Consider the following 13398-nt stretch of genomic DNA (forward strand, 5'->3'; position numbering starts at 1 on the left):
GTCCTTAGAGCTCAATTTCATTTTGCAGGAGTGGCTTGTTTCAATTTTTCAAGCAACGCCTGCTTAGATGCTGCTGATCCATCACTGCCTGAATTCATTTGATTTAAGAGCTTTTTCAATTGCTCTATATCTGAGCTGTTTATACCTGAGGATGACGGCTTTGCTGCATCAGGTGAAGTTAAGCCAGTATTCGGCACAGGCTTAGGCACGCTATTCGAATTTGGAAGCTTGGCCAATTGCTCGCTGCTTTTTGAATTAAACGTCCCGCTGTCAATACCACTGACTTTACTCAGATCATCAATAATTGACTGAGGACTGAGGGTACTGCTGCCAGAAGCTAATTGTGCTTTCCAAGAGGCAAGTCCGGCCTCATCAGCCGGTCGTCCAAAATATGCCATATAGAGCTGCTGTATGGCTTCGTTGCTCGGGTTAGTTCTCGAAGCTGAACTGCCACCATTCGTGCTTGAGTCTGCTCCTCCAATTAATGCAGCCACTCTGGCAAATACCGTTCGATTCATCTCATCAGAACCCAAGGCATTGCCACTGACTCCATCAAAAACCCCAGCAGATATTAATGCATCAAACTTTGCCTTTGTCGCAGCATCCAGATCTTTCAAATCACTAAAATCAGCAGAAGTCTTTGGTCGATTCGCACTATTATTAGAGCTGCCAGTATTAGAAGCTATTCCAGCTGGAACTGCTGGGTTATTAGCATTATTGGTACTTGAATTATCTAAAGGCAGTGGTAGACTCTGAGTTCCCCCCGTACTTGTAGAAGGTAAAACAGCTGCTGGAAGCTCTGTAGCAGGAGACATACCTGTTGGAAGCAAAACAGGAGGTATAAATGTACTTGATGGATTCACAGGAACGATAATTGGAGGTGGCATCTGTGTTAGTGTGTAACCAAATTGTCCCGGTGATAAATTAAGGGCGCCACTAGAATGAGATAGATGTATTTGGCCATCAATAACTTGTACGGATAACCCAGGTACAGAAGATCCAGATACAGGTGGAACTGCTGCATTATTAACATTATTCGTATTTGAAGTATCTAAGGGCAATGGAAGACTCTGAGTTCCCCCCGTACTTGCAGAAGGTAAAATACTTGCTGGAAGCGCAGCATTTGTAGCAGCTGGAACAGATAAGTTTCCATTATTGCTCATGACAGAAACCTCTGGTGACTGAGCAACATTACGCATATTGCCAATAATAGAACTTCGGCTGTCCTGCATTTTCTTAATGAAGTTCGTCATAACATCAAAGGCTTCATTGCGCTTATTTGTTAAACTTTGCAAACGCAACATATCCATTTGCTGAGAGTTTGACGCTGAATCTATTTGACCTTTAATTCCTGCTTGCAATGCCTCTATATCTGCTTTATTTAAAATATTGCCTTTCAATAGGCTTCCAATATCTACACCAGCAGATTGAGCATCAACTTTAAGCTTCTGGAACAGCTTGTCGATATTTGATCCGGCAGTAAGCTGGATAGACTTTTGTGTTGTTGAAAATATCGCCAATAAAGCTTGCAAGCTATTCAATGTCGTATTGAGTTTGCCAATTTGCTCATTCCTGGCCTGCACTCCCGCCATTTGATCTCGAAGCTGACTTTCCAATAAGTTCGCTCTTTGACTTTGAACAGCCATTAATGCACTTTCAAGATCCATTCCAGACAGATTTATTGGCGAAATCGCACCGATATTATTCAGATTAGGCGTGCTGCCTGGCGTTGCTAAATCACTTCTATTTGCACTGCTAGCCGCAGTAATATTGGCCTGTGCAGTAAGCTGTAAATTAGCTAACTGATAGTTTTGTGCATCGTCACCTGTCAACACCAGGTTCTGAATATTGACTTGCTTATTGTTTCCCACAGCAGCATCAGAAAATATCCCTTGCCCGATAATACCGAGCTGATCTCCCTGCAAGAGACCATCAAAAACGGCATTGGATGTATTAATTACCGCTAAATTTGTCCCGTCATAGGTCTTATTATTTGCGCTAATTCCGGTGATATTATTGATAGTGGCCTTATCAATTTTCACCTCGGCCGCTTCAAATGCAAGATCATATCCATTTTGTTCAGAATACAACCCGCTTAATTGTGACTTATAAACACCTACATTTTTGCCGCCGCCCTCATAAACAGCATTTCCCGTTATCTTTGAAGTATCCGCATTCTGTACAGAATTGGCATAACTGCTGCTGTTTTGATTTGAACCATTATATACAGTGTGATAGTCATCTGCTTTAACTGCCAATGGGGTTAAAAATGCTCGCAGTAGTGGCCCTGTCTGTCCTTCATAAATCCGCCATGCTGCACCACTGCCCGCCATATCACTAATGTTCCAACCTAAATCCAGATAGCTTTGTTTTGATTTAGCCTGACTGTCCGTTAAGGTGCTTTCCGCTCCGGCATCATTCCAGACTGTTATATCGCCATCTGCCTGAGTGAAATAACCATTGCTTATGGAAGATCCCCAATTATCTCCAATCAGTACACTTGGGCCATTTTCACTATTCACCTGAGCCGAGCTATACACCCGATCGACAGTGCTGTAATAACTAGCGCCAACCAAAGCTCCTGCATTAAAGTCTCCTGTCACACTCCCTTGCACAAAACTGTTGCTCAGCTTTGAATTAGCCATACTGCCAATAAGTCCGCCTACTGACTCACTCCCTTGAATCTGTGCATTGATTAAACCTACATTGCGGATATCCGCATCCTCAATCTTTCCAAATAAGCCCACATAGCTGCCTTGTCCTTGGTAGCCCTGCTTATCGATTTTCAGATTTTCAATTACATGACCTAAACCATCAAACAATCCTGTAAACGGACTGTTTCCTGCATTTGGTCCACTACCTTCAATCATGCTGCCAATCGGGGTGAAATTAGCGATACTGCCTGCATCAAGATTAGTGCCTAGTGCGTAGTTAGCTACCAAATCATCTTTCATTGCCTGCAAAGCTGTCACATCAGTAATGACTTGAAATTCTTTTAAATTCGCAACATCCGAGCCACGTTGTGTAGTGAAATTTAAACCTTGCCGCAAATGGACCGGAGCTTGTATAAAATAATCCGCATAGGTTGGCATGGTCTGAGCATGAATAGCACTATAAATGATACCGTTGCTGCCATCCGCACTTTGCTGTCCGTATTTCAGTACCAGTTTTCCACCTTCTCCCTGACTGGCATCCACCACATTATTGATATAAATATTATTATAAGCATCCAGTGTCAGTGTTTTTCCACTGTCCCATTGAACGGCATCATTCACTAAAATATCGCCTTTTCCGGCGCTGTCGTTCTGGGTCAGGGCGGAATTGTTCAACCCTGTCGCCTGTGTTTCTGTCGTTTGAATCGTTACATCGGTATTTTTTAGGGCGGCATTCAGTGCTGCACCGGTCATGTTTCCATTTTTAGCAGCCACCACAAAATCTACCGGATCGATCAGCCATGTTCCCGTTTTTCCATGTGTACCGGCCTTTGTACTTACCTGCGCTAGGTCAGCAATATTTACACTGGCAGCAGACGTTTCAATAAAACCGCCATTCTGCCCATTTTTACCTTCAGCTACCAAACTGCCTGAAATATTGACTGCACCCTTAGACATATCGCCTAACAGTACAATTTCACCTTTGGCATTGGTTTCCAAACGGTTTGCCTGAATATAGCCCGTGTGGTTCACTACTGCTCTGCCCAGCTGCTTTTCTGCAACTGCGGTCAAATGCACTACCCCATTATCTGCAATAATGGCGCCGCCATTATCAACCAAGCCCTGCAATGTTCCTTGGTCTATGTCATAGCTTACGAGTTTTCCATTTTGCAGACTGACACGAACTTTATCGGCCGCAGTTAATTTGACCTGACCATTAGGTGCAGTAACAGAACCCGTATTTTTTACAACAGGTGCAATGAGCGCAACCGTACCGCCACTTGCGACCTGAATATCCGCATGATTTTCAACTGCGCCATTTCCCCCACGACCTGCAAAAGTAAACTTGCCTTGCAATAAATCGTGTTCTTGTAAATCCAGGGTAGAAGCAACGATGCCGCCCACATTGACTTGAGCGGTTTTAGAGAAAATTACACCATTTGGGTTAATCAGAAAAACCTGACCGTTCGCATTTAACCGGCCCATAATTTGACTGGCGTTGTTATCCAGCACACGATTTAATGCGACCGAAGATTGATTCTGCTGATTAAAATTGACTGTTGCATGACTACCAATATTAAAAGTGTTCCAATGGGTTGAAAGATTTTGCGTATGTTGATTAATATTTAGCGTATTGCCTGTTTGGGTAAAATCAGCACTGCCAGACATCACCTGCTGTCCTGTTGGCAAAGTTGTCTCATTGATGGCAGCAAAAATGCTGCTACTGAGGGTGAGTAAAACGGTGCCTAAAGCACAGCACATCAGCACTTTAATCGTATTTTTATTTGAATCTGAAACAGTTCCATTGCCAGAATGGCGTTTTGCTGATTCTGATACTGCCTGCCAGCAGTGCATTTTATTATTCCAAACCACTCTATAGAATCTGTTCATGATTAATCTCAGGAAAATTCAAGCATTAATCGATAATTAGAACATTGCACTTTAATGCGGTATATCACTGGAATTGGGTATTTTAAAAATTCAAGAGAGCTTATTAAACTATTATGTTTAAGTTACGTTTTTATAACTAAGATTTTAACCATCCTCATAATGGATCATAAACCCTTAGCTCGCCAGAAATCTCATTCCTGAACTTTTCTATCTAGCGCATGACCTCTATATCGTCCTTTCCTCCAGCAAATATCATTCATAATTTATCTCTACCATCTGAATAAACTCGAATGCAGGCTCTTCATAAGGATGGCTGGCATGGAGTGCTTTTGCTACATTTGCTGCTTGATGCTCCGGCACAATGGTTTCCACTCGCCATTCCTCAACCTGTTCTAGCTCTCCGACTTCGCCAATAAAAGGATTTGCCCCTTTCACTGGTTTAAATTGTCCTGTTCCTAAAACCTGCCAGGCACAATGTTCATAATTGCCAATCCCCCCTGCGCCTGCGTCAAAGACCGCATTTTTGGTCGATTCAAGATGAGATTCGGGAACGTAGTAGATCAGTTTAAGCATGTCAGTGTTTCTCTAGATTCATTGATTGTTATAGTAATACTACATACGTGCGCATCTCTCTATATGCTTTATTAGCTATTCAAAGATAATAAAAATTTAAATAGATAGAGATACAAGTCGTTATTACTTTTCGTGACATTTATCTTACAGTTCAATCTTTTACACTGCTCAAAAAACCTTCTATGTTAAAAACGGGATTTAATTTTATAAATTCGGGATGGAAGTTTTCCATTCACCTCCCGGTCTTAACAACAATATTTTTATTACACCTAAAGTCATTCTAATAAAACAGTGCAATAAGCTATCTTGCGATTTCCAGATACCCTTTACTGTTTCTCTGGCTTTGATCGGGTGTAAGCAACTGGAGAAAATAAATGTTATTCATCATCAGTGTGCTTATTCAATTTTTTGCAGTCTGGGCAATTTTCTTTTTTGGATTGAGCCGTAATAGCGGAGCAATAACGACAATCATTGTTGCAGTAGTCAGCGCCTTTATTAGTCCCTGGTCGCTGATTTTTGGTATTCCGCTCATCCTCATCAGTTTAATTGTGATGATTGATGCATTGCGAATGGCATTGATTACCAAGCCTGCCTATAAGGCTCTGGCGAATGCCATGCCAACTATGAGCACCACTGAGCGCGAAGCTCTGGATGCAGGCACCAGCTGGTGGGAAAAAGACCTGTTTATGGGAGCACCGGACTGGTCTAAATTCGAAAGTTATCCCTATCCCACCCTTTCAGAAGAAGAACAGTCTTTTTTAGATCATGAAGTAGAGCACTTATGCACCATGCTGAATGACTGGGATATCCATCATCATTACAAACATTTAAGCCCAGAAGTATGGAGCTACATTCGTGAAAATGGTTTCTTGGGACTGATTATTCCCAAAGAATATGGTGGCCGTGACTTTAGTTCATTTGCGCAAAGCCGGATTATGAGCAAAATTGCCTCTCGCTCATTGACCGCTGCCGTGAGTTGTATGGTACCCAACTCTTTGGGACCAGGTGAACTGTTACTGCACTACGGCACTGAAGAACAAAAGAACCGTTACTTACCGGGTTTAGCCAAGGGCGAAGAAATCCCCTGTTTTGGCCTCACCAGTCCTGAAGCAGGTTCCGATGCCGGTGCCATTCCCGATACCGGCGTGGTCTGTTATGGCGAGTTTGATGGCCGGCAAGTGCTTGGCCTACGCATGAATTTTTCCAAACGCTGGATTACCCTTGCCCCGATTGCGACCGTGATTGGTCTGGCTTTTAAGCTATATGATCCGGATGGATTATTAGGCGATAAAAACAAGATGGACTATGGCATTACCTGTGCCCTGATTCCTGCCAGCCATGAAGGGGTGAAAGTCGGTGCACGGCACAATCCGGGATCTCCATTTATGAACGGAACAGTAGATGGCAAGGATGTGTTTATTCCACTGGACTGGATTATTGGCGGTGCTGAAAATATTGGGAAAGGCTGGCGCATGCTGATGGAATGTCTGGCAGTCGGTCGTGGTATTTCCCTGCCTGCCTTATCCACTGCGGCCAGTGAAATGACCTATCTAAACGTAGGCGCTTTTGCCAAAATCCGTCAGCAATTCAAGATTTCCGTGGGTAAATTTGAAGGGGTACAGGAAGCCACCAGCGAGATTGCCAGTGATACCTATATGCTGGAAGCTTTCCGTTATCTGGTGACTTGTGGGCTGAATCAAGGCGGTAAACCTGCGGTGATGACAGCCATGGCCAAATACTATGCCACCGAAGCCATGCGCCGCGTGGTCAATCATGGGATGGATGTGGTCGGCGGTCGTGCGGTTCAGCTCGGTCCACGTAATTTTCTGGCGCTGTATTATCTGGCTATTCCAGTTTCTATTACCGTTGAAGGCGCCAATATCCTCAGTCGTTCATTGATGATCTTTGGTCAGGGTTCGATGCGCTGCCATCCCTATCTGTTTGAGGAATTGCAACTGCTGCAAGCCAAGGATAAGGACACAGCACTAAAAAGCTTTAACGATATGCTGTTCAAGCACTTAGGCTATACCTTTAACCGTACCGCACGTGCATTTGCCTATGGCTATATGGGTGGCTCGTCAGATGCACCCAAAAATGTAGATGAATTTACCCGTCCTTATTACAAGATTGTTAACCGTTTAAGTGCCGATTTTTCAGTGACTGCCGATATGTGTTTGGGACTGCTCGCCGGTGATATTAAGCGTAAAGAAATGCTTTCGGGTCGCTTGGCAGATATTCATGCCAATCTGTTTATCAGTACCGCGATTCTTAAATATTATGAACACGGCCAGAAGACTGAAACTGAAAAAGTCCATGCCAAACTGGCTTTGCAAAAATCTCTTTACAACGCTCAGGAAGCTTTCTATGGCCTGTTTGAAAACTTTCCGGTAGGTATGGCAGCAGCTCTGATCAAATTTATCTGTTTCCCGTTGGGCCGACCTTTGAAAAAACCAAGTGACAGCTTAAAACGTGAGTTAGGCGATATCATGATGCAGGAAAATGTCTTCCGTCGTGAACTGAAAAAACATGTGTTTTACACCACTGCGGAAAATGATGTGACTGGTCGTATGGAATCCACCTTTAACATGCTCTTAGAAATAGAACCTCTTTGGGATAAATTTAAAAAGGCTGAATCTAAAGGTAAATTTAGAGGCTTAACTTTTGATGAACGTCTTGCAGATGCGGTAGAAATCGGTTTTATCACTGAAGATGAAGCATCCAAACTAGCAATTTATAATGCTAAACGCTACGACAGTATGCTGACCGATGTTTTTGATTCTGAGCTTGATCAAACTTTGGAACTGGAGAATCCTTATAATTATGAGGAAGAATCCGCTCCTATGCCTGATCCGAAGCAGCAGGAACCGTTATCTCCATAAATAATTTAGAAACAAAAAAACGGCTGAGTAAGGCCGTTTTTATAATCAATTAAGATGAATAATTTACCAATTTTTTTACAAATACAATTCTCTAAGGTTCAATGATAGATTCGTTCCTTAGTTCCCAAGTTGAAAACAAAAATACAGCCATTGTCCCAGCTAAATTAACTGCTAATTCGGCATGTCTTGGAGAAGGTTTAACATTTAATTTTCCTTGACCATGAGCATCACTAATTTTATTCCTTAATGCGCCCAAGCCTTCTACTACTGATGTACATCCACCTAAAATTTGCTTAAATACAGGTTGAGTATGCTGTGAAGGAGACAAATTAAGTTGCTTCGCAGTCAATCTATATAAATGATTTAAATCAGGAGCATCACCATACTCTACAGTTGCCTCATCTAAAATATGCTTACACGTGGATTCCAATAGGGTCCTAGCAATAGTGATGGCACCCTCTGGATCAACTGTACGTCGTTCTAATGCCTTATTCCAAGCAGTATGAATATAACTTGAATCAATCTCAAAAATTGTTTGATTTATTATTTGGTCTAATGGAGAGGAAGTACTTTGTTCCAGAATATCTAAAACTGGTTGAAATGAAGTCCAGATAAAATTTCGTCTTTCAGCATATGACTTATACTCAAATTTAATGAATTGCCAAAATTGACTTAAATTTCGACAGGTTCTTACAAATTTTGGAATGTAGTTTTGTATAGAATTTTCAGTAATGATTTCCTGTCTTAACTTTTGATATTCCTCATCAGACTCACTCCCATTGGTAGCTTGGGATATTAGAATATTTTGTAAAGTCTCAACTTTTATTAGCAAATCTGACATTTTATAAAATATTGAAATTAGATAATTTTATATTACACAAAATGACATTTTATTCAAAAGAATAAAGCCACCTCACGGTGGCTTTTTCAATTTAAAAATTAAGAATTTTGCAGCAAATAATTACCGATCAAGAACAACATTTGTAGCCCTACGACTGCCATAAAAAACATCCAGCCTTTCTTACGTAAAGTCGCTTTATCAATATTTGTATAGATTACAGTTTTTGGCATTGTGTCACCTCGCTTAGAGATTCAATCCTGAACTTGTATTTAGTGAACCATCTTTCTTCCATATTGCATCGAGATTGGGCATAAAACACACAAATACCCCTTCACACCAATATAAAAGCAAAATCCAAACCAAGTCCAGCTGGAGAAATAAAATAAAAAAAAAACTTACAAAACAAAAAGCCACCCTAAAGGTGGCGCTACTAACGGTACTATTTTAAATTATTTTTCCATTTGGTCAAATATTTTCATTAAAACACTTATTTTAATTAATAAAAAAGGGCTGCATTAGCAACCCTTTTTTATTTTTGAAATGATTAACCAATGAACTTACGTGCATTGCGGAACATGCGTAACCATGCACCATCTTCAGTCCATTCCTCAGGTTTCCAGGAATGCTGAACAGCACGGAAGTTACGTTCAGGGTGCGGCATCATAATCGTTGCACGACCGTCTTGCGAGGTCACACCGGTAATTGCTTCTGGTGAACCGTTCGGGTTCAATGGATATTGCTGTGTAGCATTACCCAGGCTGTCTACATAACGCAGGCTGACCTGACTGCCTGCATTTAACGCAGCAATCTTGTCTTCAGTTGCAACCACACGACCTTCACCATGTGCTACCGCGATTGGAAGAATCGAACCTTCCATACCATCTAGCAGAATAGAGTGAGATTTTTCAACACGTACGTTGACTGCACGCGCTTCAAACACTTCTGAAGTGTTACGGTGGAAACGAGGCCAGTTTTCTGCACCCGGAATCAGTGGAGCCAATTGCGACAACATTTGACAACCGTTACAGATACCCAAAGAGAAGGTTTCTTGACGATGGAAGAATTTCTCGAACTGGTCACGCAGCTTAGGGTTAAACAAGACGGATTTCGCCCAGCCACCGCCTGCGCCCATTACGTCACCGTAAGAGAAACCGCCACAAGCCACAATACCTTCGAAGTCATCCAGGCTGATACGGCCAGCAAGCAAGTCGCTCATGTGCACGTCAACAGTGTTGAAGCCCACTTTGTCGAATGCTGCAGCCATTTCAACATGACCGTTTACGCCCTGTTCACGTAAAATCACCATGTTTGGACGACGTGAATTGATAAACGGCGCTTCTACAGGTTCATTCAGGTCAAATGTCGGCTGAGCAATAATACCTTTGTGGTTCTTGTCAGTGATTAAAGCAAACTCAGAATCCGCAGTTTCAACGTTGTCACGTAGACGCTGGATTTGATGCGAAACTTCAGTCCAAGCCACTTGTAAGTCAGCACGTTCAAGCACCAGACCATTTACAGTTAACTGATCAGTGTTGTTGACTGTACCTACTACAGACATTGCATCTTTTAAGCTAGATGCTGCAACTTCTGCTTGAAGTTCTGCCCAATCAGATTTGCTGATTTGAAGAACTGCACCAATTTCTTCGGCAAATAAAGCCTCAGTCGATTGATCTTCAAGCGCTACACCCAGACGTGAAGCAAACATCATTTCTGCAACAGTGGCTAGTAAACCGCCATCACCGATGTCATGATAAGCCTTGATCAAGCCACGGTTGTTCCAGTCCTGAACCAATGCAAAGAATGCCTTGAAGTCTTCGAAGCTGTCTACATCAGGCGTTACCGAACCAATCGCTTTATACACCTGAGCCAGAATCGAACCGCCCAAACGGAACTGACCTTTAGACAAGTCGATACGTACCAGTACTGAATCTTCATTTTTCAGTTCAGGCGTCAAGGTTTTGCGTACATCGGTTACCGGTGCAAATGCGGTAATTACGCCAGACATTGGAGAAGTTACAGACTTGTCTTCGCCTTCGTCGTTCCAGGTGGTACGCATAGACAACGAGTCTTTACCAACAGGAATCGCGATACCCAGCGCAGGACACATTTCCATACCGATGGCTTTCACACCTTCGAATAGAGCCTGGTCTTCACCCGGTTGACCTGCAGCCGCCATCCAGTTCGCAGACAGTTTAATGTCGCTAATCTGGTCAATTTTTGCAGACATGATGTTCGAGATTGACTCAGCCACAGCCAAACGTGCAGAAGCCGCTGGATTTAACAATGCGACTGGCGGACGTTCACCCATCGCCATCGCTTCACCAGTGTAACCCACAAGGCTGGTGGTAGTGACCGCAGCATCCGCTACAGGAACCTGCCAAGGACCGACCATCTGGTCACGCGCAACCATACCGGTAATTGAACGGTCACCGATCGTGATCAGGAACGATTTAGAAGCAACGGTCGGATTTTTCAGAACGCGGAAAATCGCATCTTTCACGTCAGTGACTTTAGCTGCATCGAAGTCATCGCCTTTGCGTTCAATCGTTTCATATGAACGGCTCATGCGCGGTGTACCGCCAAGCATCACCTGCATTGGCATATCCACGGCTTTGTTTTCAAACAATGGATCTTCAACGGTTAAGTGACGTGCTTCAGTCGCTTCACCCAACACCGCAAACGGACAACGTTCACGTGCACAAAGAGATTCAAACAGGCTTAAAGAACTTGGACGAATTGCCAGGACATAACGTTCTTGCGCTTCGTTTGACCAGATTTCCATTGGAGACATGCCTGGCTCAAGTGATGGAATCTTACGCAGGTCAAGCACCGCACCCAACTCATGATCATTCACAAGCTCAGGCATGGCATTGGAGATACCGCCCGCACCCACGTCATGTACAGATACGATCGGGTTGAAATCTTCCATGCGCCAGCAGGCATCAATCACTTCCTGACAACGGCGTTCCATTTCCGGATTTTCACGTTGTACCGAAGCGAAATCGAGGTTTTCACCCAATTTACCGCTGTCTACAGAAGATGCTGCACCACCACCCAAGCCAATCAGCATGGCAGGACCACCCAGCACGATTAACAAATCGCCCGGTTGAATCGCATCTTTTTCCACATGGTCAGGACGGATGTTACCGTAACCGCCAGCAATCATGATTGGCTTGTGGAAACCTTTCACTTCGCCATTGACGTTTTGTTCAAAAGTACGGAAGTAACCATTTAAGGCAGGACGACCAAATTCGTTGTTAAACGCAGCACCACCCAATGGGCCTTCAATCATGATTTGAAGTGGAGATGCCATACGTGATGGCTTGCCGTAGTTTTCTTCCCAAGGCTGTTCAAAGCCTGGAATGTTCAGGTTAGATACCGTGAAACCGGTTAAGCCAGCTTTTGGTTTACCACCACGGCCAGTTGCGCCTTCATCACGAATTTCACCGCCTGAACCGGTCGCAGCACCGGCAAATGGTGCAATCGCGGTTGGATGGTTGTGGGTTTCCACTTTCATCAAAATGTGAGCAGCCTGGCTCTTGTATTTATAAACGTGATGACCTGTTTCATTGTCTTTTTTAGGATAGAAACGCTGCGTGTCAAAGCCCACGATCACAGAAGCGTTGTCTTTATAAGCCGACAATACGTCTGTTGGAGATTCTTTATAGGTGTTTTTGATCATCTGGAACAATGACAATGGCTGCTTTTCACCATCAATGGTCCATTCAGAACCGAAGATTTTATGACGGCAGTGCTCAGAGTTGGCTTGAGCAAACATCATCAGTTCGATGTCGTGCGGATTACGACCCAGCTTGTTAAACGCTGCGGTTAAATAATCAATTTCTTCATCTGACAAGGCAAAACCAAATTCAGAGTTGGCTTTAACCAATGCGTCTTTGCCTTGACCTAAAATATCAATGCTATTTAAAGGTTTTGGTGCAGTTTCGACAAACAAAGCCGCAGCGTCATCAATATGATTGAACACGCTTTCAGTCATACGGTCATGTAAAACCTGTTTAACTTCATTGGATACTTCAGAGATACCTTTTAAAGTAAACAAAACACCGCGTTCTAGGCGGTGTATCGGAGTATTACAGTTGGCAAAAATATCAGTCGCTTTAGAAGACCACGGAGAAATCGTGCCTAGACGTGGCGTTACAAGAATCTGAATTTCATCACTTGCTGCCTGACGAACTTCAAAAGAAGCACCATCATTTAATAATTGTAATGCAGATTGATGCTGCTGTTCGTTGAGCGCTTGATCAAACAGATAAATCCATTGACTTTCAATTGATTGAACAGAACTCATTGACGCAAGACGGTTTAAGAGTTGAGTTTTCTTAAAAGAAGAGTGTGCTGGTGCACCGGCCACGATAAACATGCTGATTTTGGCTCCACGGGCAGGTCTATTTGACCCTACCGCCAATGTGACTTAGAGAGAGCGCATATTCTACTGTGTATTGGTAAAATCAGCTAGATAGAAATTCACGAATGTGGCATCTATTCACTCAAGAACAGAGAAGAATATTTTATTTTTCAGATAAAAATTTTAAAACTCATG

6 protein-coding genes are annotated in these 13398 nt (G+C 43.0%); 1 reads left to right on the top strand and 5 read right to left on the bottom strand.

Translation table 11 applies throughout. The annotated features are described in order from the left end of the window. Positions 1 to 17: 17 nt before the first annotated feature. Both E0H88_RS05570 and E0H88_RS05575 read right to left on the bottom strand, forming a co-directional pair. Positions 18 to 4544: a two-partner secretion domain-containing protein gene (locus E0H88_RS05570; protein WP_131273406.1), complete on the bottom strand. Its 4527-nt coding sequence runs from the start codon at positions 4542 to 4544 to the stop codon at positions 18 to 20. 252 nt (positions 4545 to 4796) lie between these two features. Next, positions 4797 to 5117, bottom strand: coding sequence for a YqfO family protein (locus E0H88_RS05575; RefSeq protein ID WP_131273407.1), 321 nt, complete (start codon positions 5115 to 5117; stop codon positions 4797 to 4799). Between the two features lie 374 nt (positions 5118 to 5491). Here E0H88_RS05575 and E0H88_RS05580 point away from each other — a divergent pair, with 374 nt between their 5' ends. After that, positions 5492 to 7996, top strand: coding sequence for an acyl-CoA dehydrogenase (locus E0H88_RS05580; protein WP_131273408.1), 2505 nt, complete (start codon positions 5492 to 5494; stop codon positions 7994 to 7996). Positions 7997 to 8087: 91 nt separating this feature from the next. Here E0H88_RS05580 and E0H88_RS05585 read toward each other — a convergent pair whose 3' ends face one another. From E0H88_RS05585 to purL, 3 genes are all read right to left on the bottom strand, one after another. After that, on the bottom strand, positions 8088 to 8837 hold the full coding sequence (locus E0H88_RS05585; RefSeq protein ID WP_131273409.1) for an abortive infection family protein: 750 nt from the start codon (positions 8835 to 8837) through the stop codon (positions 8088 to 8090). 98 nt (positions 8838 to 8935) lie between these two features. Next, positions 8936 to 9067, bottom strand: a complete 132-nt coding sequence (locus E0H88_RS16060) for a KGW motif small protein (protein ID WP_252151992.1) — start codon at positions 9065 to 9067, stop codon at positions 8936 to 8938. Between the two features lie 314 nt (positions 9068 to 9381). Further along, positions 9382 to 13218 (bottom strand): phosphoribosylformylglycinamidine synthase, encoded by a 3837-nt coding sequence (gene purL / locus E0H88_RS05590; protein ID WP_131273410.1) that lies wholly within the window; start codon positions 13216 to 13218, stop codon positions 9382 to 9384. Between the last annotated feature and the right edge of the window lie 180 nt (positions 13219 to 13398).

It is taken from the genome of Acinetobacter sp. ANC 4216 (genome assembly GCF_004331195.1).
Lineage (GTDB): Bacteria > Pseudomonadota > Gammaproteobacteria > Pseudomonadales > Moraxellaceae > Acinetobacter > Acinetobacter kookii.